The following is a 22,828-nucleotide window of genomic DNA, read 5'->3' as shown; positions in this document are numbered from 1 at the left end:
TCACCGTGAGTCGTCATGCCGGCGTCACCGCGTCCAATCGTCGAGCTGGCGGGAGAGGTCGCGCGGTCCACGCCGCGCCGCCTGGTGCGGATTTACGTGTACACCGCTTCCTGAAGCAATGTACGCGAGCACCTGCCCTGGTACTCGGCCGACTTCGGCGGCAGCACCGGAAGCGCGCCAATATATGTGTAGACGACCTCATAAAATACGTGTACCGTAACGCATATCTGAACGGCGGCCGAAGGTCATGGCGACCATGCCGGAGCGCGCCGCCACCCACATCACCCCCTGAAGGGAACCGCGCGTGGAACCGAACTACCCGCTGCACCTGCCGGACTTCCACATCGGCGATCCCGCACCGGCCTACCGGGACCTGCGCCACAACTCGCCGGTGCACTGGACCAGCGCCAACGGCGGGTTCTGGGGGATCACCCGCTACGAGGACATCAAGTTCATCGGCTCGCGGCCGCACCTGTTCTCGTCGGCCAAGGGAGTGCTGATGCCCGACGGCAAGCCCCGAACGGCCGACCCGCGCCCGATGCTGATCACGACCGATCCACCGCGGCACAACGCGTTGCGCAAGCTGATCTCGAAGGGCTTCACCCCGAGGCACATCAACGCGATGGAGCCGGACGTCCGCGCGATCGTGCGCGGCGTGCTCGACTCCGCGGAAGCGGGCGTCGAACTGGAGTACGCCGAGGGGCTCGTCGCGAAGGTCCCCGTCCGCATCATCGCCGACCTGCTCGGGGCACCGGCCGAGGACTGGGAGCAGTTCCGCGCCTGGTCCGACGCCTCGGTCGGCTCTGCCGACCCCGGTATCACGTTGACCTCGCAGGAGGGGTTCGGGGCACTGACCACGTACTTCCGCCAGCTGATCGAACTGCGGGAACAGCGCCGCACCAACGACCTCATCTCAATCCTCATGGACGCCGAGGTCGACGGCGAGAGCCTGTCCGACGACGAGCTCATGTCGTTTCTGCACCTGCTGCTCGTCGCCGGCAACGAGACCACCCGCAACCTGATCGCGCTGGGCACCATCGCGCTGATCAACCACCCCGAGCAGCTGCGGATGCTCGTCGGCGACCCGAGCCTGATCCCCTCCGCAGTCGAGGAGATGCTGCGCTACACCTCCCCGGTCACGCACATGACCCGCTGGGCCACCGAGGACGTTGAGCTGCGCGGCAGGTCCATCAGGAAGGGGCAGGCGGTCGTGCTGCTCTACGGCGCCGCCAACCGCGACGAGGACGTCTTCGGCGACACCGCAGAGCAGTTCGACATCACCCGCCGGCCCAACCCGCACCTGGCCTTCGGCACCGGCGAGCACGCCTGCCTGGGCCTGTCATTGGCCCGGCTGGAAGCCCGTGTGTTCTTCGAGGAGTTCCTCGCCCGCTTCGACCGCGTCGAGCTCACCGGTGAGGTGTTGCGGATGCGCTCGACCATGGTGCCCGGCGTCCGGACCATGCACGTCCGCCTGGGTGCCGCGAACGGGAAGGCGTCTGTCCGATGAGGATCGCCCTGGACCGGGCCAGGTGCACCGGCATCGGGATCTGCGAGTCCTTCGCGCCCACCGTGTTCGAGGTGGACGACAACGGCGAACTGGTCGTGTTGTCCACCGAGGTGCCAGAAGGCGCGCTGGACGAGGTGACCGCGGCCGTCGAGGGCTGTCCGGCCCTGGCACTGAGACTGGAACCGTGAGCGCCACGACGGTCCACACAGGACCCCGCTCGCTCGTGGTCGTCGGCGCCTCGCTCGCGGGTCTGCGTGCGGTCGAGGCAGCGCGCAAGGCCGGATTCGCCGGCCGCATCACCCTGATCGGCGACGAGCCCCACCTCCCTTACGACCGGCCGCCGCTGTCGAAGCAGATGCTGGCTCCAGGAGGCTCGACCGAACCGGTGACCTTCCGCAGCCGTGCGGAACTCGTCGACGAGCTGGGCGTGGAACTCCTGCTCGACACCCCGGCCACCGGACTCGATCCGGACACCGGGGTCGTGCACGCCGGCGGTGCAGAGGTGGCCTACGACGCGCTGGTCATCGCCACCGGCGCCGCGGCCCGCGGCCTGCCGGGAACGGAAGGCCTGGCAGGTGTGCACCTCCTGCGGACGCTCGACGATGCGCGCGCGGTTCGCCGTGCTCTGGACGAGGGTGCCCGCACCGTCGTCGTGGGGGCCGGATTCGTCGGCTCCGAGGTGGCCTCGGCCGCCCGCGAGCGCGGCTTGCCGGCGACTGTCGTGGAGGCGCTGCCGGCCCCACTGGTCCGGTCCGTCGGACCCGAGCTCGGTGCCGCGTTGTCGTCGTTGCACACCCGCAACGGCACCGTGCTGCGCTGTGGACAGGCCGTGGCCGCGGTGGAGGGCACTGACCGGGTCGAGGGCGTCCGCCTCACCGACGGCACCGTGATCGGCGCCGACCTGGTCGTCGTCGGCATCGGGGCGGTGCCCCGCACGGAGTGGCTCGCCGGCAGCGGACTGCCCGTCGACGACGGCGTGGTCTGCGACGAGTTCCTCGGCGCCGGCGCACCCGGCGTCCACGTCGCGGGAGACGTCGCCCGCTGGCACAACCTCCTGTTCGACCGCTCGATGCGGGTGGAGCACTGGTCCGCCGCCGCCGAGCAGGGGGCGCGTGCCGCACGCAACGCGGTGGCGCCGGCAGATGCCCGGCCCTACACGACGGTTCCGTACTTCTGGTCGGACTGGTACGGCTCGCGCATCCAGTTCGCGGGTGTCGCGGCAGAAGGCGGTGTCGAGATCGTCTCGGGCGACCTGGCCGGCGACCACTTCGTCGCGCTGTACCGCGAGGGCGACCGCCTGACCGGGGTGCTGACCCTGAACGGGCAGCGCCACGTCATGAAGTACCGCCGGCTCATCGCTCAACGAGCCCGCTTCGACGAAGCCGTCGCGTTCGCCAGGACGTCGGCGCCCGTGCGCTCCGCGACCGCCCCTTCCTGCACTTCCGCCAACACCGGCCTACCGCTGGAAAGGACGAGACAGCTATGACCGGATTGCAGCAACACGACACGATGGACGACGACCACACGACCTCACCCTCCGACACGGGGCCCACCCGTGACGAGGCGATGCTCGCCCGCATGGGCACGCGGATGGGCTTCATCTACTCCGCTGTCCCCGTGGTCGTGTTCGTGACGGCGAACCTCTTCCTCCCCTTACCGGTGACGCTCACCGTCGCCCTGCTGACGGGGGCGGGACTGATGGTGTTCCGGCTCGTGCGCGGTGAGCGCTGGATCTCGGCGTCCGGCAGCCTGGCAGGCGTCGCGGTCGCCGCCGGGATCGTGGCACTGACCGGGTCGGCGAAGAACTACTTCGCGGTGGGGATTTGGGCCTACCTGGCGGGCTTCGTGATCACTCTCGGCTCCGTGCTGCTCCGCCGGCCGGTCACCGGCGTCATCTGGAACTTCGTGCACGGCCGCAAACACCGGTGGCGGAACGACCGGACGGTCCTGCGCGCCCACACCATCGCCACTCTCGCCGCAGCCGTTGTGCTGGGTGTCCGGTTCGGCTTCCAACAGTGGCTCTACCTCAACGACAACACCAGCGCGCTCGGTGTCGCCCGCATCGCGATGGGCACGCCGTTGTCGGCGCTCGTCGTGGTCGTCATCGTGTGGGCCTTCCGGCGCAGCACCAAGCAGTTGCTCCCGAAGAACCCGTGACAACGCCACCGAGGACGCTCATCGCCGTGCTCGCTCTCGCGGGGATCACGGTGTCGTTGCAGCAGACCTTCGTCATCCCCTTGCTCCCTCATCTGCCGGCGCTGCTGCACACGACTCCCGGCAAAGCCTCGTGGGCCGTGACGACCACGTTGATCGCGGGGGCGGTGTCCATCCCGATCGCCGGCCGGCTCGCTGACATGTGGGGCAAGCGGCGTGTTCTGCTGTGTTGCCTTTCCTGGCTGGTCACGGGTTCCGCGGTGACGGCGCTCAGCACCTCGCTGGGCTGGTTCGTCACCGGTCGCGCCCTGCAGGGCACCGCCGCTGGTGTGGTCTCCCTGGGCATCAGCCTGCTCCGCGACCACCTGCCGGCGCGCCGGCAGGCCTCCGCGACGTCGGTGATGAGCACGTCGCTCGGCGTCGGGGCCTCACTGGGAATTCCGCTGTCGGCGTCGCTCGCGCAGTACACCGACTGGCGGGTCCTGTTCTGGACCGCGGGTGGACTGGCCACCACGGCGGGTGTGCTCGTCCTGCTCGTCGTGCCCCGCACGCCGCGGCCGCGGGACGGCCGGTTCGACCCGCTGGGGGCGTTGCTGCTCTCGGGAGCGCTGGTCTGTCTCTTCCTCGCTGTCTCCCAGGGCGGTACTTGGGGGTGGACCGGCGGCCTCACCCTCGGGTCGTTCGCGGGCGCTGCCACGCTGCTGGTCCTGTTCGGCGCGTGGGAGCTGCGCATCCCGCAACCGTTGATCGACCTGCGGGTGAGCCGCCGGCCGCAGGTCCTGCTCACCAACACCGCTTCGGTGGTCTTCGGCTTCGCCATGCTGACCAACTCGCTGGTGTTCACCCAACTCCTGCAGATGCCCGCGACGGCGGGGTACGGGTTCGGCGAGTCGATGCTCGTGGCCGGCCTCCTGCAGGCGCCGGGCGGAGTGTGCATGATCGCCGTGTCACCGGTGTCGGCCAGGATGACCATCCACTTGGGACCGAAGGTGACGCTCATGGCCGGTGCCCTGGTCCTCGCGTGCAGCTACGGCTTCGCGGCGCTGTGGCACGCCCAGCTCTGGCAGTTGCTCGTCTGCACCGCCCTCGTCGGGGCCGGCATCGGGCTCGCCTACGGGGCAATGCCCTCGCTCGTCATGGACGCGGTCCCCGCCGGTCAGACCGCGGCGGCCAACGGTCTGAACAACCTCTGCCGGTCGTTGGGCACGTCCGCCGCCGGCGCGGTGACCGGACTGCTCCTCGCCGCCGGGGCCACGACGGTGAGCGGGCGCGCAGTCCCGGACCCTACCGCGTTCACCACCGTCCTGCTGGCCGGCGCGGCGGCGGCGCTGCTGGCCCTGGTCGTCGCCGCCTTCATCCCGGGTCGTCCACGCGTCTCACGTGGTCGGGGGACGACGCGCGAAGCTGCCGAGCGGGTCCTGGAGGTGTGAGCTCAGGCGGCCCTGGCGTGCTCGACGAGAAGCTCGGCCCGCGGGGTGCGGGCGTGGAAAATCCTGCTGCGACTGTTCGCCGCGCCCACCGCGGCATCGCCGAACTCGAAGCCGACGTCAAAGCCTGGATCGACGCATGGAACCGTGACCCGAAACCCTTCGTCTGAACCAAGACGCCGACGAGATCCTCGACAGCCTCGCCCGATGCTGTCAACGAATCAACGAATCACGACACTAGGGCCGTTGTGCGGTGTTCTTCGCTGGTCCAGGCGCGGGCGTAGAGGAATTCTTCGGCCAGGATGCGGTTGTAGCGTTCGACTTTGCCGTTGTGGCGTGGGGTGTAGGGCGTGATGCGCTGGTGGCGGGCGGCGCGTAGGACGGTGGCGAAGTCGTGGGCGCGGTAGCAGGCGCCGTTGTCGGTGACGATGCGGTGGATGTGGGCGGGCCGTGTCTGGTGAAGAACGCCCTTGCGCGGTGGGTGAAGGCCGCCATGAACACCGTGGTGAGGGCCGGCGCGACAGGAAGCGACCCCCGGTTCGCCGCTGACTCGGATGCCCCGGGTGCCGCACGTTCATGCACGTGATCACCGGCGCGTATTGCGATGTGTTCGGCCATTCTTGGCGCTGTGGCCCCGTCGCACCTCAATTCACCCCGGGGTGCTGCCGTGACAGCAACGCCGTGTTCCCGTCCGAGTGGCCCGTGTTTCGATCGGTGCACTCACCAATTCCGGTGGCTCGTCCTGCGCGCGGTTCAGCGGTGCGGTAGAACTGCTCCACAGTGAACACTTACCAGACCGAACACGGCTGCAGCCATTCGCCGCCGGGACCGCCCCCATCAGTCTTGTCGCAGGAGTGGAAATGTCGACCGATCGGCTAGGGCCAACGGCCCCGGTCACCGCGCACTTCCCAGAGGTCGCCCGTTGATGGACCAAACCGTGATGTACCAGAGCTATGCGGTGGCCGATCCCGACTTCTATGAGCCGCTGCACCGGTGGGACGACAGGGCCGAACGGTACCGTCCGGCTGACGCTGATCCTCCCGAGGGCTGGCGGCGATCGGAACAAGAGATCTGGGTCTCCTGGTCGCCCGACGGGGTGAAGCTGCCCGCACAGGGCTGGAAAGTGCACGTGTCGGCGACGCCGCAGGATTCCGCGCACGTGCTCGGCGTTGTCCTCGAACACTGCGTGAACCGGACGATCGCGGTCAAATTCCTGCGCAGCGTGAAAATGCTGTGGTTCCTGAACTCCAAGTACGCCCACCGCGGTTCCAGCGGCAAGTTCTGTACGCTCTACCCCGCCGACGAGGACGAGTGCGAACGTCTCCTCCGGGAGCTCGGCCCGCTGCTGGCGGATTTCGGCGGGCCGTACGTGCTCAGCGACCTCCGGTGGCGGTCCGGGCCGCTGTACACCCGATATGGAGCGTTCGGCCGTTTGTCCTCAGTGGACGATTCAGGCGAGCGGGTGCCGGCGTTGCGGACCCCGGAGGGGAACCTGGTCCCGGACCGCCGGGAGCCGGTCTTCCGTGCACCGTCCTGGCTGCCGGTCCCTGAATTCCTGCGGCAGGACCGCGAGTCGGAGAAACTGCCGTACCGGGTGGAACGTGCGCTGCACTTTTCCAACGGTGGCGGGGTCTACCTGGCTGCGGACCGGTCCGGCCGCCAGGTCGTGCTGAAAGAGGCCCGGCCGTGGGCCGGACTGGACCACAACGGCGAGGACGCCGTCGCCCGCCTCAAACGCGAGCACGACGTGCTGCGGGAGTTGACCGGCGCGCGGGGGGTCCCAGCGGTGTTCGAGCTGTTCACCTGCTGGGAACACCATTTCCTCGCCGAGGAGTACGTGACGGGAACCCCGCTGGCGCAAGCGATCTCCGGCAGGCACCCGTTCACGGTCCCCGATGCGACCCCGGCGGAAGTGGCGGGGTACACCGACTGGGTGCTCGACGTCCGGGAGCGGGTGGGCCAGGTGCTCGACGGCCTGCACCGCCGGGGAATCGCGTTCAACGACCTGCACCCGCGCAACATCATCCTCCGCCCGGATGGGACGGTCACCTTCGTCGATTTCGAACTCGCCGCACCTGTCGACCGGCCTCGGCACTCGGGACTGGGAGTTCCCGGGTTCGCTCTTCCTTCCGGGCGCACCGGGATCGAGGCCGACCGGCATGCACTGGCGTGTCTGACGCTGTGGATGTTCCTGCCGATGAGCACCTCACTGCTGGCCAGGGACCCGCGCAAGGTGACGTTCTTCGCGCGGTTCCTCACCGATCGGTTCGCGGTGCCCGCAACGGTGGCCGATGACCTGGTTCGCGAAGTCGAGTCGGTCCGCCCGGCGGCACCGGAGCGCCCCGCCCCGTTGCGGGACGATGTGTTGGAAGAGGGCTACCGGGATTGGCCGTCCCTGCGGAAGGGCATCGCCGATGCGATCATCGCCGCCGCGGATCCCCGGCGGCCGGACCGGTTGTTTCCCGGTGACGTGCAGCAGGCCCGGTACGGGGGTTTCACCTTGGCCCACGGCGCGGCGGGAGTGCTTTACGCGTTGTGGAAAACCGGTGCCCAAGTCGTACCCGAGCACGTGCGGTGGCTGACCGAGGCCGCCCGTACCGCCAGGGATCCCTTGCCCGGGCTGTACAACGGGCTCCACGGCGCGGCCTGCGTGCTCGAACTGCTGGGGCACCGCGCCGACGCGCTGACGATCCTGGACCGAGCCATCCACTCGGGGGTACCGGTTCGCACGAAGGGCCTGTTCGGCGGGCTGTCCGGTATCGGTTTGAGCTTGTTGCACTTCGCCGAGGTGACCGAAGACCCAGTGGTGCGCACCGAAGCCGATGCGATCGCCGAGCGCCTCGGCCGCTACCTCCGCGCCGGGAAGCCCGAGCCGGACCAACCCGCGGCGGCCGGGCTGCTGCACGGGTTGTCCGGAGCCGCCCTGTTCCTCTTGCGCCATCACGCGCTCACGGGCGAGGCGGAGACGCTGGAGCTGGCGTCTCTGGCGTTGCGTCGGGAACTGGAGCACTGCGCACCGGGGAAGGGCGGAACGCTCGAAGTGCGCAGGAACGGCAAGGCCCTGCCCTATCTGGGAACGGGAACCGCAGGCGTCGGGCTGGTGCTGCGGGAGTTTCTCCGGTTCCGTGCCGACGAACGGTTCAGGGACGCCGGAACACGCATCCGTGACACCTGCCGCCGGGAAAGCGGGATCTTCCCGGGGCTGTTCTCCGGCCACGCCGGATTGCTCGCCTATCTCGCGGGTGACGCCCTGCCCGACGACAGGGCCATCCGCTTCCACCTGAAGCGGATGTCGTGGACGGCGGAACGGCGTGGCCGGGGCATCGGGTTCGCCGGAGACCAGCTCATGCGCCTGTCCACCGATCTCGCCACCGGCTCGGCCGGGGTGTTGCTGGCCCTGCACACCGTTTTCCGGGAGCCCACCGGCTTCCTGCCCCTGTTCCCGGCACCTGCGGAGGAACCCGTGGCGGCCGGCGCCTGAAGACCTGGAAAGGTCCGATTCACTCGGAAGGAGGTGATTTCCATGAACTCCGTGCTGGAACTCCAGTCGCTGGACACCGAACAGCGCAGCCACCACGAGCAGCAGGACAGCATTCTGCTCAGCCTGCTCACCGTGTCGTGCTACGAGGACTGAGCGACGCCGGTTCCCGCCCGTGCCGCCCTTGCCGGCGGTACGGGCAGGAACGCCGGAACTCGCTACCACGCCCCGAAGTCCCGGGCACCTCGATGAGTACCCGCAGCCCGGCGGGGACAGCCATCCGGATGGCGGGGATACCGGTTGTCACCGTCAGCACGTCGTGTCAGGAGGGGTTCGCTGCCGAGTCGGTGCCGGGGGGCTTCGTCAGCTGGGCGCTCCACAGTGGCGGCCCCGACGACTTCGGACCACCCCCGCTCGCTCGGAGAAGACAGCTTCTGTGGCCTACAGTGACCCCGCCGCGCATCAGCACTCTCGACGAACTGCTCCGCGCGGCCGACTACGTCGTCTGTGATGCGGACGCGCTTCTATCGGTGCCGGTTTCACTCGCGTGAGCCAGCTGCTGCGCGTCGACGATCGCGTTCTCTTCGAGGGCGTTGAGGACCGAGTTGTCGCGCTCGCCGGCGCGCAGGTCCGGCTGATCGCCGAGGATGGCACGCCGAGCGTCGTGCTACTGAGCCACCTCGTCGGCTCGCCTGGCTTCCTCCTTTTAAGCAACGACTCCCCGTCTGGGCCCGCTGGCCGGCCAACTGCTCGACAACGTATTGCACTGTGCCGAGCCATTCAGTCACGGTTGCCGCGGCGTGCGGGTCGCCCGTCCCTTCGAACGTGGTCACCGCTTTCGCTCACGCGTCCTTCGCTTCAGCCAGCCGACCTGTCTCGTAGAACGCGTACTGAGATTGGGGCACTGCGCCGGACAGGGGGCCCGGGATGGTGGATGAGGATGGTGGCGGCAGAGGATCGCAGCCGGAGCGCCCGCCGCTGGCGGTCGGCGGGCTGCGGCAGATCCTCGCCGTGCTGAAACGTTCGTCAGGCGGCCCGCCCCTCCTGGACCGGCTGGCCGAATACCTGGCTGGCGCCCGGCCCGAACGGATGCTCAGCAGCTTGCCTCGACGACTAGCTGACCGAGCCGTTCGAGAAGCTTCACCTCCGCACCCACCTCGATAAGGCTGCGCTGAAACGGCATCTCGACGCCATCCGGACCCGGGGCTTCGCGATCGACGATGAAGAACTCAGACCCGGTGTGCTCCTGTGTCGCCGCCGACGGAGCGAGCCTGTCCAACGTGCGGGCGGCCCGCTGGGCGACGGCGTTGGCTCTGGAGGCCGAGTTCCTTCCTGCGAAGGCGAGCCTGCCTGGTGACACGTTCCAGGGCCAGGTGAGGAGGCGTGCCTGAGGCCCAGTCGCCCGGTGCTTCACACCAATTTCCCTGGAGCAAACCTGGAGCGCGGGTGCGCGCCCAGCTGCGTGCAATGGCACAGAGGCAGGCTGAACGGCAGCGAACGACCAGGGGATTCTCTGTTTGTGCTGGTAGAAAGCTTGCAAGATCCTCACTGGCGGTGAGGGGGTCAGGGGTTCGAGTCCCCTTAGCTCCGGGCATGGGCGGACGACGTGCTCGAACACTCGGGGCTGCTGGAGCAGTACTACGATCGCTACGGGCCGAACGCGTCCGCCCACCATCCCTCTCGGACCGTCCCGGACAAGGAGCACAGGCGCGATGACCCACCCGTCCTCCACCGCCCAGATTCTCGGGCTCGCACCCCACCCCGAAGGCGGCTGGTACCGCCGCGTCTACACCTCACCCCTCACCGTGGTCCATCCGATCGCGCACGAGAAACGCCCGACAGCGTCGCTGATCCACTACCTACTGCCGCCAGGAGAACAATCCCAGTGGCACACCGTCGCCTCCGACGAGATCTGGCTCTGGCACCGCGGCGGACCACTCACCCTGGTCACCAGCCCACCCGGACCGAAACCGACCACCGAGACCACGCACCGACTAGGCCAGAGGATCGAAGACGGCGAACAGTTGCAATGCCACGTCCCCGCCGGTCACTGGCAACGAGCCTTCCCCACCGGGAACACCGAAGTCCTCGTCAGTTGCCTGGTAACCCCCGGGTTCGACTTCGCCGACTTCGAACTGGCCACTGACGCGGTCTCTAGGAATGTTGTCCCTCAAGACTGAGCGATCGGGTCCGGTGCTAGATAGGTGAGATAAGCCTGGCGGCGAGGCCAGAGACGAAGCTCCACCCTCGATGACCATGCGCGGACGCGTCGCGTGGCTACCGCCCCGTGCGGCGCGCCGGTGGGCCTCGATCAGATGCACCAAGGCCTCGTCGCGGTTCTTCGGTGAACCGCTCCCACTCGGCGACTCAACCGGCTTGGGTCAGGAAGAACGGCGCCGGTGGACACAGCGCGTGCCTTTTCGGGCGGACCAGTCTCCGCTCGCGCGGGGAAGACAGTTGCTGGGCGGTGTGACTCTTTCCGGCGCCGGACCGCCGCGCTCGCGCGGGAAGACGACGTTGACTGGGAACGACTTGCCGGGGTAGAAGGCGGACCACCCCCGCACACGCGGGGACCACCAGAGCAAGACGCTCCTGTCCTCCACGCAGGACGGACCACCCCCGCTCGCACGGGGAAGACATCTTCACAGACGGTGAAACCCGTCGGATCGCGTTGAGCGGGGAGGGCTCGCGGCCCTCGTTGCTCTGGAGCGGGCAGGATGTGGTGCGGGGAGTCGTGCTGTCGGATGCGCGATCCCGTTCCCGGCCCGAGGATTGGATGCCCAATGGGACGCTTGTCGGTGTTCACCTTCCAGTACATCGCCATCGACACAGAGGCTGGTGTTACGCCGGAAGAGTTCGAGACCTTCGTGCGTGGTGAAGGCGTTCACCTGCCCTTGTACCCAGGGTGGCGGTGGACTCTGCTGCGTGGGTTGCGCGGAGAGCGGACCGGGCAGTACCTGATGTTGTACGAGATCGAGAGCGCCGAGCAACGCGACCGCTACGTCACAGCCCAGGGCGAGCAGACCGAGCTGGCCCGGCTCTTCTGGGCGCGGCACCCGGAGGCGGGGGCTGTGCTGGCGCGATGGCGGCGGCTGGGTACGTTCGGTGAGCTGCCGACGTTGTTCACCGACTACCGGCTGCTGGCCGACAATCCGCGGAGCACGGTCACGCCCGGCCCCCGCTACCGTGACCGCCCGGGGGAGGATCCCGTCGCCCGGGTTGTCGGGATCCACAACCTGGCGTTGCGCGCCGGTGTGACCGAGGAGATGTTCGACCGCTTCATCGCCGAGAACCACCACCGGATCGACGACTACCCGGACTGGCGGTTCCACGTGCTCAAGGGCGAGCGGGGCAACCGCCTCGACCAGTACGTGATGATGATGGAGATCGCGAGCCTGGACGCGCTGGACGTCTTCTACCCCGAGCCCGACATCGCCACCGGCGAGGCCGCGGAGTTCGCGGCCGCCCACCGCGACACCAAGCAGATGTACGAGGAGTGGAAGCAGCTCGCCTCGTTCTCGGGCTCGCCGCAGATCTACACGGACTACCTCGCTGTCGCGGAGAACCCGGCGTAGTCCCGCACGACCGGGACGGGCCCGGGGTCAGGTGGTGGGTGCGGAGCCAGTCGCGCATGGCGGTGGTGATCTCGGCGCGGGTGGTTTCGTTGAGGGTCTCGTGGCGGGCGTCCTACTAGGTGACGACGGTGAGGTCGGTCAGTCCGGCGTCGCACCTGGGGCGCCTACGCACTGCCTCGCCGGTCACCTTGCGCCAGATCAGCCAGACAGGCGACATCTGCCTGGTTACCCCGCCCCTGCACCACGCCGACCCCGACGACCCACGCGCCGCTCGCGGGGAAGACCCGCTTACTCATCACCCACCACGGCGCGGCGGCGGACCACCCCCGCTCGCGCGGGGAAGACTTCAACTCCAGCTGGAGCTTGTGCCGGTAGACCGGACCACCCTCGCTCGCGCGGGAAGAGACTTCGTGACTTGCGACGATACACAGCGGAACGTTGTTCGAGTGCTTTGCGGGTATTGACCGTCGAGGAGGCGCTGAGGGGCCGTAGGTGGCGAGGCTGTGTAGATGCGGCGCTGAGCGTGGTCACTGGTTACAGGGCCCAGACAGGGCGGTCGTCGCCTCGTCGGTCAGGTGGGGCAGGATCCGGGTCGGCAGCATGACGATGCCTCCGAGCCGGCGCCGGTTATGGGGAGGCTGTGGGCGAGGGTGGGCAGATCGGGTGGCCCGGCCAGCTCCAAGAAGCAAGGTGGCGGCAGGGTGGCCTTCCGGGTAAGCAGTGCCGCGCTCAGCAAGGGCGCCCGGGGGTCGCCGAGGTGGGTCAACGCTTGCTCAGCGCGGGTGAACCAGCGGCGGGCCTGGTCGGGCCGGCCGAGTGTGGTGTGGGTGTAACCATGCAACAGCAAGACGTCCGCGGCCGCCTCCGTGGCTTCAGCGGGGGCGGTGAGGTCGAGGAGCGCGGTGGCTTCGGTGAGCCGTTCCAGCGCGGTGTGTGGCCGGTTCACCGACAGCAGGAGCTGCCCCAGGTGTCGCAGCGTGCACACTTGCAAGCCAGTGATGTTCAGGGCGCGGTAGTCGGCGCGGGCTGCGTACAGGCAGTCCAGGGCCGAGTGCGGGTGTGTCGGCGCCTCTAGCACCCCGAGGGTCAGGCTGACGGCCGCGAAGCGTGGCTGGTCCTGGTTCTGTCACGCCTGGTCCGGAAAGTGTGCAACCTGTGAGCCGCGTCGACCGGGTGCCCGAGAGCGTTCAGGATCGCCTCGACCACGGCGTCCTCGGCAGTCGACCATCCATCCGGCGAGGTGCTGGCGGTAGTCATGCGGGAACCCGTGCACATGCCCGGGCCACCCCGGAGATTCGCTCACCCGGCGAAGACATCACTTCTTCGTTCCGCAGCTTCCGCGCGGGTACTAGACCTGTGTGGGCCTTGGAAGCGCCGACCTCGAGCAAGGAAGAAACAACTCTGGAGACGGCGCCCCGTCTGGACAGTGGTCCAAGGTTGGTCCAGAGGCGACTTCAAAATGCCGCTTTGAACTCGCGAGAAGCTTGGCACAAAAAGCCCGCTGACCTGGACATCTGTCCGTGGTCAGCGGGCTTCCGCTACCGGTCGGGCTGACAGGATTTGAACCTGCGACCCCTTGACCCCCAGTCAAGTGCGCTACCAAACTGCGCCACAGCCCGGCTGTCACCGTCCCGCGGGAGGTGATGGGGAAGAGCTTAGCGCGTCCCTCCAGCGGGTCCGTAGGCAGGGGGCAGGCACGACATCACCGCAGGTCAGGACTCGTAAGGGTTGTTCAGGTACGCCTGGCTGAAGCTGCCCTCGTTCGCGAAGTACTGCGACACCAGGTAAGCCGGGTGCGAGGTGAACATGCCGCGCGGGAGGTCATCCCCGTCATTGGCGTCGTCCCAGCCCCAGGGTGGGTTGGCGGCGTTGTCCTTGCCGTTGTCCCCGCGGAAGGTGCCCCAGGTGGCGAAGGTGGCGCTGTCCGCGCGGTGGGACCACAGGCCGCCGGTGGCGAAGATGTTCACCAGGCGATAGGACACCGAACGGTCGTTGCCGCCGGAGGGGGCTTCGCCCGTCGTGCCTGGGTAGTAGACGACACCATCGCCGCCGGGGAAGGTGGTGCCGTTGCCGGCGTAGCAGCCGTGGCCCTTCGCTTCCTGCCGCGTGGTCGGGTGCGCCACACCGTTGTGGGTCTGCATGGGCAACACCGCGTCGACCGACTCGCGGCCCCCGGTGTACGGGCTGCCCGCGGGCACGTACGAGTAGAAGTCGCTGTGCGCGATGGTGATCATCGCCTCGGCCTTGCCGTAGGTGCTGCCGTCCTTGCGCACGGTCAGCAGCACGCCCTCCATGTCGTTCTCGTGCGTGTTCCGGCTGAGCGGGTCCGGCTGGTCGTCCCAGTCGCGCGGGTGGAAGAAGCCGTAGACCAGGAACCAGTGCGTCGAGGTCTCGGTCACCGAGTAGTACACCGCGCCGGTCAGGCGGGCCGCCGAGTCGTCCTGGTGCTCCCAGTTGTCCAGGCCGTCCCAGTTGCCGTCGTAGTCGATGGCGGAGAGGTAGTCGGCGTCGGCGTCGGACGAGTCGGTGTCCTGGTAGTGGATGGGTGCCCAGCGCGCGGCCAGGTCGGCGTCGGCGGCCGTGGCCGTGCCCGGCAGCACCAGCAGGGCGGCCACCGGGAGCAGCGCGGCCAGCGAATGTCGAAGTCTCATGCGGGATGGATAGCGGTTCCCGGCCCCGGCCCACAATGGACATCTGTCACCAGGCGGCGTGTCGGTCGCCGGAAGCGGCCGGGCGGCGGGGGAGACTGCCCGGCGATGTACACCCCATCCGATCTCGCCGACCTGCTCGAGTGCGAACACCGCAGCGTGCTCAAGCAGGCACTCGCCGCGGGCCTGCCCGGCGCGCCCCGCCCGGGCAACGGCGCCGACCAGCTCGCGGTCAAGCACGGCCGCGCGCACGAGGAGGCCACGCTCGACCGCTTCCGCGGCGAGAAGCACGCGGTGGTCGAGATCGAGCACACCGACCACGCCACCGCGGTGTCCGACACCGCCGTCGCGCTGTGGTCCGGCGCCCCGGTGATCTACCAGGCGGTCTTCGACGACGGCGAGTTCACCGGCCGGGCCGACTTCCTGCTGCGCGACGACCAGGGCCGCTACGAGGTCTACGACACGAAGCTGGCCCGCCACGCCCGCCCCGCGGCCGTGCTCCAGCTCACCGCCTACGCCGACGCGCTGCGCAGCGCCGGCTGGCCCGCCGGGCCGCACATGCACCTCCTGCTCGGCGACGGCAGCACTCGCACCCTGCGCGTCGACGACTTCTTGCCGCTGCTCCGGCGGCTGCGGGAACGCCTGCTCGCCCGGCCCGCGCAGCTGCCTGTACAACTCTGGGCCGACCCCCGGCCCGGGTGCGCGAGCTGCGGTTTCGCCGACCACTGCGCGTCCGGCCGAGAGTCCGATCGCGACCTTTCGCTGGTCGCAGGCATGCGCAGTGACCAGCGGCGCAAGCTGGCCGAGGCCGGGCTCGGCACGATCGACGCGCTGGCCACCGCCGAGCCGGAGGACCGGCCCCGCGAGCTGTCCGAGGCCAGCTTCACCACGCTTCGTGCCCAGGCGAAGATCCAGGTCCGGCAAGACGAGACCGGCGAGGTCAGCTACGAGATCATCGATCCGGAGCCGCTCGCCGCGCTGCCGCAGGCCAGCCCCGGCGACGTCTTCTTCGACATGGAGGGCGATCCCTACGCCCTTGGCGGCAGCGGGCTGGAGTACCTGTTCGGCGCGGTCACCACCGACGGCGGCCAGCGGTTCACCCCGTTCTGGGCGCACTCCCGGGCGGAGGAGAAGCGGGCCTTCGAGCGGTTCGTCGACTTCACCATGGAACGACTGGCCGCCCACCCCGGCGCGCACGTCTACCACTACGCGCCCTACGAGGTCACCGCGCTCAAGCAGCTCGCCGCACTGCACGGCACCCGCGAGGAACAGGTCGACGACCTCCTGCGCGGCGGCGTGCTCATCGACCTGTACGCGGTGGTGCGCAAGGCTTTGCTGGTCTCACAGCGCTCGTACTCGATCAAGTACCTCGAACCGCTGTACATGCCGGAGGCACGCGACGGCGAGGTCAAGACAGCGGTGTCGAGCATCGAAGCCTACGAGGAGTACCTGACGCTTTCGCAGCTCGGCGAACCCGAGCAGGCGGCCGAGGTGCTGCGCGGGATCAGTGACTACAACGAGTACGACTGCGTGTCCACCCTGCGGTTGTTCGAGTTCCTGCACCAGATCCGCGAGAAGGCCGGGATCGAACCGCTGCCGGACGAGTCCGGTGAGGACGCGCTGCTGCAGGACACCGCCGACGAGGTCGCCGCGCAGCGCCGGGCCGAGCGCGCGGCGCGGCTGGCCGCGCTGGTCGATCCGCTGCTCGACGGCCTGCCCGCGGACCCGGTGGACTTCACCGAGTCCGACCGCGCGAAGGCACTGCTCGCCGCGTCGGTGGGCTATCACCGCCGCGAGACGAACCCGGCCTGGTGGGAGCACTTCCGCCAGCTCGCCGCGCCGCTGGCCGAGCTCGAGGTGGACACCAGCTGCGCGGTGCCGGTGTCGGTGCACGCGGGGGAGTGGGTGCCGCCGACCGGCCGCGCCCGCACCGCGAAGCGGTCGCTGACCATCGCCACCGACCCCGAGCACCCGCACCCGTTCACCATCGGTGACAAGGTGCGCCTGCGCTACGGCTCGGAGGCCAGGAAGGCCGAGGTGATCGCCGCCTCGGCCGAGGAGCTGACGATCCAGGAGAGCAGCAAGGTCGACGAGACCACCGACGCCCGCCCGCTCGCCGTGCTGCCCGGGGAACCGGTCCGGCCCACGCCGAAGGACGAGGCGGTGGCCGACCTGGCCGAACTGGTGGTCGGCAGGCTGCCGGAACTGCCGCCACACCCGGGCGTCGACCTGCTGCGCCGCCTGCCGCCCCGGCTGCGCCAGGGCAAGAAGCTGCCGGAGTCCGGTGAGGACCTGGTCCGCACGGTGATCGAGGCGGTGGACGCGCTCGACGGCTCGGCGCTGGCCGTGCAGGGGCCGCCCGGCGCGGGCAAGACCTACCTGGCGGGCAAGCTGATCGCGCACCTGGTGAAGGCCGGGAAAACCGTCGGAGTCACCTCGAACAGCCACAAGGCCGTGGAGAACGTGCTCAGCGCGGCCATGGCGAACGCGCCGGAGCTGCCCTGCGCCAAGCGTGCGCGCAAGGTCCCGGACCCGAAATCGTTGTGGGAGCAGCCGAAGGGCAACAAGGAACTGGCGAAGTGGCGCACCGAGCACGACACCGGGCACCTCGTCGGCGGGACAGCCTGGAACTTCGCCAGCGCCGACTTGCGCGCCGAGCCGTTCGACGTGCTGATCGTGGACGAGGCCGGGCAGTTCGCGCTCGCCGACGCGCTCGCGGTCTCGATGTGCACGAAGAATCTGGTGCTGCTGGGTGATCCGCAGCAGTTGCCGCAGGTGGTGCAGGGCACGCACCCGGCGGGCGCGGAAGCCTCGGCGCTCGGGCACCTGATCGGCGAGGCCGACGTCATCCCGCCGGAACTGGGCTACTTCCTCGACCAGTCCAGGCGGATGCACCCGGCGGTCTGCGAGCCGGTCTCACGGCTGTCCTACGCGGGCAGGCTGCACGCGCACCCGACCGCCGCGGACCGGGGCATCGACGGCGTCCCCGCCGGGCTCTACCTGTCCGAAGTGGACCACCGGGGCAACACCACGCGCTCGGTGGAGGAAGCCGCCGAGGTGACCGCGATCGTGCGGGCCCTGCACGGTCGCAAGTGGACCGACCACGACCGGGTCCGGCCGCTGGACGACGGCGACATCCTGGTGGTGGCGCCCTACAACCTGCAGGCGCGGGTGGTCGGCCGCGCGCTCGAGCGGGCCGGTTTCCCCGGGGTGCGGGTGGGCACGGTGGACCGGTTCCAGGGCCAGGAGGCACCGGTGGTGATCACCACGATGACCTCGTCGTCCGCGGTGGACCTGCCGCGCGGCCTGGACTTCCTGCTCTCCCGCAACCGCCTGAACGTCGCGTTGTCGCGGGCTCAGGCGGTCGCGGTGCTGGTCTGCTCGCCGCGCCTGGTGGAAGCCGACATCCGCACGGTCGAGCAGATGCGGCTGGTCTCCGGCATGGTCGGGCTGATGGCGGGCGCCGAGCCGTTCACGGCGTGAAGTTGCCCGCCGCGCCGGTGCTGTCCTGGGCGTAGGTCAGCTTCGGCGGGAACCACTCGCTCATCCGCTTCCACTCCGCGGCGGCCGCGTCCGGGGTCATCCTGGAGATGTCGGACATCTTCTGGTCGAACTTGGCCACGTCGTAGGAGTAGCCGCGGCCGACCTCGGCGAAGTGGGTGATCGTGGCCATGTCCTTGACGTGCGGCGGCAGATCGGCGAAGTCCTTGCGCCCCTTTGCCCAGTCGTTCAGGTCGGCCGCCGCGCTCTTGCCGCCGTCGCCGCCGGGCGCGGTCACGCTGGTGACGAAGTCGTTGTAGCTGGTGGGTTTGCGACCGTCCATCTTGACCACCGGGTCGTACTGCTGGAACCCCGGGCCGAGCTTGATCCCGTGGTGGTCCAGGCCGATCTTGGTGTACGGCGGCAGGCTGTCCAGGTAGGCCTTGGTGGAGGCGTGGTTGCCCGGCTTCATCCAGACCTGCGAGTGCCAGTGCCTGCCGAGGTTCGCCAGTTCGTCGGCCGTCGGGCCCTTGAGCGGGTTCTTGAAGCCCGGCGGCACCGGCCGGTTCGGCGGCGCCGCGCTGCCGCCGGTGTTGCCCGCGTTGTGGGTCGAGTTCGGCGTGGTGGGGGCGCGGTCCGGGTCCTGGCTGCGGGTGCACACCAGGCCGAGCACGTCGGTGTCGGCGTACGGGTCGCCGACGTAGGCGAACGGGTTCGGCCCGGCGGCCAGGCCCAGCGGGTCCTGGCTGAGGTACCGCGCCGACGCCGGGTCGTAGTAGCGGAAGACGTTGTAGTGCAGGCCGGACTCGAGGTCGGCGTACTGGCCGGGGAAGCGCAGCGGGGTGGTGGCCCGCGCCGCCGACGACGGCAGTTCGTGGCCCCAGAGCGTCCGGCGGCTGTGCCAGGCGAGCTGCCCGCGCTCGTCGACCAGCTCGGTCGGCGTGCCGACCGGGTCGGTGACGATCGAGTGGAAGCGTTCCCCGGCCGGGCCGCGGTCGAGCTGGGTGACCGGGGTGGCGGTGCCCGGCAGGTGGTTCCAGGTGGTGCTGTGCCGGGTGCCGTCGGCGTCGACGCGGATCTGCTCGATGAGCGTGGCGCCGTCCCAGACGAACCAGGTGGTCTCGGCGGGCCTGCCGTCGGGCAGCAGGCGGTGCTTGGCGGTCCGCCTGCCGAGCGGGTCGTAGTGGTAGCGCCACTGGTGGCCCTCGGGCGTGGTCAGCGTGGTGAGGCGGTCGCCGGTCCAGCCGTAGTGCCACACCCGCTCGCCCCGCGGGTGGGTCTCGCGGCGGCGGACGCGCCTGCCGAGGTGGTCGTGGTCGAAGGTGACGCCCGCGCCGCCGGACCAGGTGACGAGGTTGCCCGCGCGGTCGTAGCGCAGCTCCTCGCGGCCGTGCGCGGCGGTGACCGAGGTGATGCGTGCCGCGTTGTCCCTGGTGAAGGCGGTGCGCCCGCCGATCTCGTCCTGCAGCGCGGCGAGTTTGCCGTCGGCGAGGTACTCGAAGATCCGCCGCTGGACCGGGGCCGCCCCGGCGCTGAGCTGCTGCGTGGTGAGCCGCCCGCCGGGACCGAACGCCTGCTCCAGCACGCTGAACCCGTCGACCTCGCGGGCCACCGCGCGGCCGTCCGGGTCGTGGCGGTAGCGCACCACGTGCCCGGCGCTGGTCAGCGCGCTCGGGCGGTCCTCGTCGTCGAAGGTCCATTCACTGTCCACCCCGGACGGAGTGCGGCGGCGGACGGTGTTGTGATCGTAGGCGAAGGTGACCGTGCGGCCGTCGACGGTCTCGCGGACCACCCGGCCGTACTCGTCCCGCTCGAATTCCACTGCGGACCCGGCGGAGGTGATCCGGACGACCTCGCCGACCGGGTCGTAGGCGTAGGCGGTGATGCCCTCGGGACCGCGGACCTCGACGAGGTTGCCGAGCAGGTCGTAGCGGTATTCGAGTACCTGGCCGGTCGGCTCGGTGGCGAGCGTGAGCTGCCCGGCGGCGTCGTAGGTGTAGGTGCGCGTGCGGCCGTCGAAGTCGGTCTGCCCGGCCAGCCTGCCCACCGGGTCGTAGCGGTAGGTCCAGGTGCGCCCCTCGGGATCGGTGACCGAGGTGAGCCGCAGTTCGGTGTCGTAGCCGTAGGTGGTGCGCCCGCCCGCCGGATCGGTGACCGCGGCCAGCAGGCCGAAGGCGCCGTACTCGCGCCGGGTGGTGCGGCCGAGTTCGTCGGTGTGCTCGGTCTCGTTGCCTTCGCCGTCGTAGCGCCAGATCGCGCGTTCGTGGCGGACGCCGGTGCGGGAGGCACGCCGTCCTTCGATGGTCCAGCCGAGCAGGACGTGCCCGCCGCCGACCTCGGGGATCGCGCGCGGCCTGCCGAACTGGTCGTGCTCGACCGCGGAACCCGGCGGGGTGCGGTCTTCGGCCGTGTGCAGCGGCAGTCCGGTCGACGTGCCGACCGGCTCGGACAGCGGGTCCGGGGCGCCGGAGGCGTAGTGGCGGTGCCAGATCCGGTGCTCGCCGCGGACGGTCACCGAAGTCAGCACGCCGTCGTGGTGGGCGAGGTGGGCGGTGCTGCCGTCGGGCCGGACGACCTCGGTCGGCGTGCCGAAGCGGTCGTGCTGGAACCGCGTGGTGCGGCCCAGCGGATCGGTGCGGCTGCGCAGGTGCCCGTGCTCGTCCCAGGTGAAGCGGGTGGTGTGGCCGAGCGGGTCGGTTTCGGCGGTGGTGCGGTGGTTCTCGTCGAGTTCGAAAACCGTGCGGTGGCCGAGGGAATCGGTGTGGGTGGTGACGCCATCGCCGTACTCGAAGGCGCCGTCGAGGTAGGCGCCGTCGCCGACGGTGCGCACGCAGCGGCCTTCGGCGTCGTAGACGTAGCGGTACCAGACGCCGTTGCGGTCCTGCCAGCCGATGACGCGGGCGTGCGCGTCGTAGTCGAAGTGCTGCGGCTGACCGGAGGAGTTGAGCACGTCGGCGAGGTTGCGCCGCTCGTCGTAGGCGAAACGCCGCACGGTGACGTCGGGGGTGTGGTCGTTGCCGAGCACGGTGAGTTCGGTGACGCGACCGTCCTCGACGCGCAGGCCGACGCGGACGCCGTCGGCGCGCTGGAGCAGGGCAGGGGCGCCGAAGTCGTCGTAGAAGACCTCGGTGCGCAGGTCACCCTCGATGGCGCGCAGGGGCAGGGTGCGGCCGGGGCCGGAGAAGTGCAGGGTCTCCGCGGCGGTGATGAGGGTGTAGCCCTGCTCGGTGTGGGCCAGCGGCCAGCGGGGCCCGGCCAGCGGGTCGACCGGGTCCTCGGCGTGCGGGTAGACCAGCACCATGCCGTCGGGGGAGAAGTAGCAGACGTGCTCCTCGTCGACCTCGATGCGCTGGTCCACAGTGGACGTCCACGACGGACCGAACCAGCGGCCGGCGCGGTAGGAGGAGACGTGCGTGCGCCGCAGCACGAGGTCGCCGAGATCGAGGTCGGTCTGCTCGATGACGACCTCGCCGGTGGCGATGTCCACCGGGTCCGACTTGCAGTTGCGATCGCCGGCGCCGGTGGAGCGGTCGTTCGGCTTGTCGGGCTTGTTGCCGCTGGGCGTGGTGCTGGGTGGAGTCGTTCCGCCCAGGTTGGGGCTGGGTGTCGGCGTGGGATCCGGTGTGCTGGGGCTGGGTGGGGTGTTCGCGGCTGGTGGTGGGGTGTCGGGTTTGGCCCCACTGGGCGTGGTCCCGCCGCCTCCGCCGTTGCTTTGGCCGGGTGGGGGGTTGGGGGTGGGGGTGGCTCCGCTGGGGGTGGTGTCCCCGCCCCCGGAGCGCACGGTGTCGGGCTTGGGCGGGGCGCCCTCTTTGATGTTCTTCAACGCCTTGGTGGCGTCGCCGAAGGAGTCACCGAGTTTCTTGAGCAGCGGGGAGAGCTTGCTCAAGGCCTGGACCAGCTTCTTGGTGATGTCGGCGATCTTGGCCGCGGTCTTGGCCACCGCGGCGACCACCTGCGGCACCACCCACGCCAAACCGATCCCCAGGGTGAACAGCACCTGCAACGCCCAGCTGATCATGTGCCCGACCAGCTCGGCGATGATGTCACGCACCAGCGAGCGGACCGCGCCGACCACCTCACCCGCCGTGCCGATCCCGCTGGAAGCGCCCTCGGCCGCGGTCTGCGCGGCCGCAAGCAGCGTCGCGGTGTCCGCACCCCGGGTGCGGTAGGCATCCCCGGCCGGACCCGTCCACGACGCGGTGTCCTCAGCGATCATCTTCGCCAGATCCGCACTGATCGACGACAGTTCGGTGCCGACGTTCTTCCACGTGTCCGCATGCGACTTGATCACATCCGGACTCCCCGTCAACGCGTCCAGCGCATCCGACAACGGGCCCACGTGCTCGATCAGCCAGCCGACCCCGTTGGCCAGGATCGCCCCGAACGGATCCATCGCCATCCCGAGCGCATCCAGCGCGGCCCCCGCCGCCCCCAGCACCCCCGCGGCCCAGTCACCACTCTCGATCGCCTTGCTGGTCTCACTGATCGACTCCAGCAACGGCATGCCCGAGATGGCTGTCGTCGAGTCCTTGACCTCGGCTACCAGCGGATTGCCCACG

At 69.7% G+C, this 22,828-nt stretch carries 13 protein-coding genes, 2 tRNA genes and 1 pseudogene; 11 read left to right on the top strand and 5 right to left on the bottom strand.

Annotation, left to right across the window (positions count from 1 at the left end; genetic code table 11):
• The first annotated feature begins 304 nt into the window (after nucleotides 1-304).
• From L3Q67_RS38475 to L3Q67_RS38450, 6 genes are read left to right on the top strand one after another with little or no spacing between them, the layout of a single operon-like run.
• The gene (locus tag L3Q67_RS38475) at nucleotides 305-1,507 is read left to right on the top strand and encodes a cytochrome P450 (protein WP_499186328.1); all 1,203 of its coding nucleotides are present in this window, start codon (nucleotides 305-307) and stop codon (nucleotides 1,505-1,507) included.
• Nucleotides 1,504-1,695: a ferredoxin gene (locus L3Q67_RS38470; RefSeq protein WP_499186327.1), complete on the top strand. Its 192-nt coding sequence runs from the start codon at nucleotides 1,504-1,506 to the stop codon at nucleotides 1,693-1,695. The genes L3Q67_RS38475 and L3Q67_RS38470 overlap by 4 nt, the downstream gene beginning before the upstream one ends.
• Complete coding sequence (locus L3Q67_RS38465) at nucleotides 1,692-2,993, top strand: NAD(P)/FAD-dependent oxidoreductase (RefSeq protein WP_499186326.1); 1,302 nt, start codon at nucleotides 1,692-1,694, stop codon at nucleotides 2,991-2,993. The genes L3Q67_RS38470 and L3Q67_RS38465 overlap by 4 nt, the downstream gene beginning before the upstream one ends.
• Nucleotides 2,990-3,664 (top strand): DUF3159 domain-containing protein, encoded by a 675-nt coding sequence (locus L3Q67_RS38460; RefSeq protein WP_499186325.1) that lies wholly within the window; start codon nucleotides 2,990-2,992, stop codon nucleotides 3,662-3,664. The genes L3Q67_RS38465 and L3Q67_RS38460 overlap by 4 nt, the downstream gene beginning before the upstream one ends.
• Nucleotides 3,665-3,690: 26 nt before the next feature.
• Nucleotides 3,691-5,091, top strand: a complete 1,401-nt coding sequence (locus L3Q67_RS38455) for an MFS transporter (protein WP_499186324.1) — start codon at nucleotides 3,691-3,693, stop codon at nucleotides 5,089-5,091.
• 17 nt (nucleotides 5,092-5,108) lie between these two features.
• The gene (locus L3Q67_RS38450) at nucleotides 5,109-5,258 is read left to right on the top strand and encodes a hypothetical protein (RefSeq protein WP_499186323.1); all 150 of its coding nucleotides are present in this window, start codon (nucleotides 5,109-5,111) and stop codon (nucleotides 5,256-5,258) included.
• Between the two features lie 68 nt (nucleotides 5,259-5,326).
• On the opposite strand, the pseudogene L3Q67_RS38445 reads toward L3Q67_RS38450, so the two are convergent.
• Nucleotides 5,327-5,601 (bottom strand): annotated as a pseudogene (locus L3Q67_RS38445) (integrase core domain-containing protein); the annotation flags it as partial.
• Between the two features lie 412 nt (nucleotides 5,602-6,013).
• Between L3Q67_RS38445 and lanKC the strand changes: the two are divergent.
• Nucleotides 6,014-8,569, top strand: a complete 2,556-nt coding sequence (gene lanKC / locus L3Q67_RS38440) for a class III lanthionine synthetase LanKC (RefSeq protein WP_499186322.1) — start codon at nucleotides 6,014-6,016, stop codon at nucleotides 8,567-8,569.
• Between the two features lie 1,090 nt (nucleotides 8,570-9,659).
• On the opposite strand, the gene L3Q67_RS38435 is transcribed toward lanKC, so the two are convergent.
• A complete protein-coding gene (locus L3Q67_RS38435) occupies nucleotides 9,660-9,980 on the bottom strand; it encodes a hypothetical protein (protein WP_499186321.1) in 321 nt (106 codons plus the stop codon).
• Between the two features lie 92 nt (nucleotides 9,981-10,072).
• On the opposite strand from L3Q67_RS38435, the gene L3Q67_RS38430 reads away from it, so the two are divergent.
• The 3 genes from L3Q67_RS38430 to L3Q67_RS38420 all read left to right on the top strand — a co-directional run bounded on the left by L3Q67_RS38430 (nucleotide 10,073) and on the right by L3Q67_RS38420 (nucleotide 12,141).
• Nucleotides 10,073-10,156, top strand: a tRNA-Ala gene (locus tag L3Q67_RS38430).
• A gap of 122 nt (nucleotides 10,157-10,278) precedes the next feature.
• Nucleotides 10,279-10,746 carry a cupin domain-containing protein gene (locus tag L3Q67_RS38425; RefSeq protein ID WP_499186320.1) on the top strand — a complete coding sequence of 156 codons (468 nt, stop codon included), beginning with the start codon at nucleotides 10,279-10,281 and terminating at the stop codon, nucleotides 10,744-10,746.
• Nucleotides 10,747-11,349: 603 nt separating this feature from the next.
• Nucleotides 11,350-12,141: a hypothetical protein gene (locus tag L3Q67_RS38420; protein WP_499186319.1), complete on the top strand. Its 792-nt coding sequence runs from the start codon at nucleotides 11,350-11,352 to the stop codon at nucleotides 12,139-12,141.
• Nucleotides 12,142-13,686: 1,545 nt separating this feature from the next.
• On the opposite strand, the gene L3Q67_RS38415 is transcribed toward L3Q67_RS38420, so the two are convergent.
• Both L3Q67_RS38415 and L3Q67_RS38410 read right to left on the bottom strand, forming a co-directional pair.
• Nucleotides 13,687-13,760: transfer RNA gene (locus L3Q67_RS38415), tRNA-Pro, on the bottom strand.
• Nucleotides 13,761-13,853: 93 nt separating this feature from the next.
• Nucleotides 13,854-14,792, bottom strand: coding sequence for a hypothetical protein (locus tag L3Q67_RS38410; protein ID WP_499186318.1), 939 nt, complete (start codon nucleotides 14,790-14,792; stop codon nucleotides 13,854-13,856).
• 105 nt (nucleotides 14,793-14,897) lie between these two features.
• Here L3Q67_RS38410 and L3Q67_RS38405 point away from each other — a divergent pair, with 105 nt between their 5' ends.
• Nucleotides 14,898-18,272 carry a TM0106 family RecB-like putative nuclease gene (locus tag L3Q67_RS38405; RefSeq protein ID WP_499186317.1) on the top strand — a complete coding sequence of 1,125 codons (3,375 nt, stop codon included), beginning with the start codon at nucleotides 14,898-14,900 and terminating at the stop codon, nucleotides 18,270-18,272.
• Here L3Q67_RS38405 and L3Q67_RS38400 read toward each other — a convergent pair.
• Nucleotides 18,262-22,827 carry an RHS repeat-associated core domain-containing protein gene (locus L3Q67_RS38400; RefSeq protein WP_499186316.1) on the bottom strand — a complete coding sequence of 1,522 codons (4,566 nt, stop codon included), beginning with the start codon at nucleotides 22,825-22,827 and terminating at the stop codon, nucleotides 18,262-18,264. The two genes, L3Q67_RS38405 and L3Q67_RS38400, sit on opposite strands and share 11 nt — an antisense overlap.
• Nucleotide 22,828: the final 1 nt, after the last annotated feature.

Source organism: Saccharothrix sp. AJ9571 (genome assembly GCF_021725495.1).
GTDB lineage: Bacteria > Actinomycetota > Actinomycetes > Mycobacteriales > Pseudonocardiaceae > Amycolatopsis > Amycolatopsis magusensis.
The sequence above is the reverse complement of the archived record's forward strand: the minus strand, read 5'-3'. Positions and strand labels throughout refer to the sequence as shown.

Excerpts from the sequence above, each read along its gene's own strand:
- lanKC (WP_499186322.1), top strand. The coding sequence starts at position 6,014 with ATGGACCAAACCGTGATGTACCAGAGCTATGCGGTGGCCGATCCCGAC.
- L3Q67_RS38405 (WP_499186317.1), top strand. The coding sequence starts at position 14,898 with ATGTACACCCCATCCGATCTCGCCGACCTGCTCGAGTGCGAACACCGC.
- L3Q67_RS38420 (WP_499186319.1), top strand. The coding sequence starts at position 11,350 with ATGGGACGCTTGTCGGTGTTCACCTTCCAGTACATCGCCATCGACACA.
- L3Q67_RS38425 (WP_499186320.1), top strand. The coding sequence starts at position 10,279 with ATGACCCACCCGTCCTCCACCGCCCAGATTCTCGGGCTCGCACCCCAC.
- L3Q67_RS38460 (WP_499186325.1), top strand. The coding sequence starts at position 2,990 with ATGACCGGATTGCAGCAACACGACACGATGGACGACGACCACACGACC.
- L3Q67_RS38470 (WP_499186327.1), top strand. The coding sequence starts at position 1,504 with ATGAGGATCGCCCTGGACCGGGCCAGGTGCACCGGCATCGGGATCTGC.
- L3Q67_RS38410 (WP_499186318.1), bottom strand. The coding sequence starts at position 14,792 with ATGAGACTTCGACATTCGCTGGCCGCGCTGCTCCCGGTGGCCGCCCTG.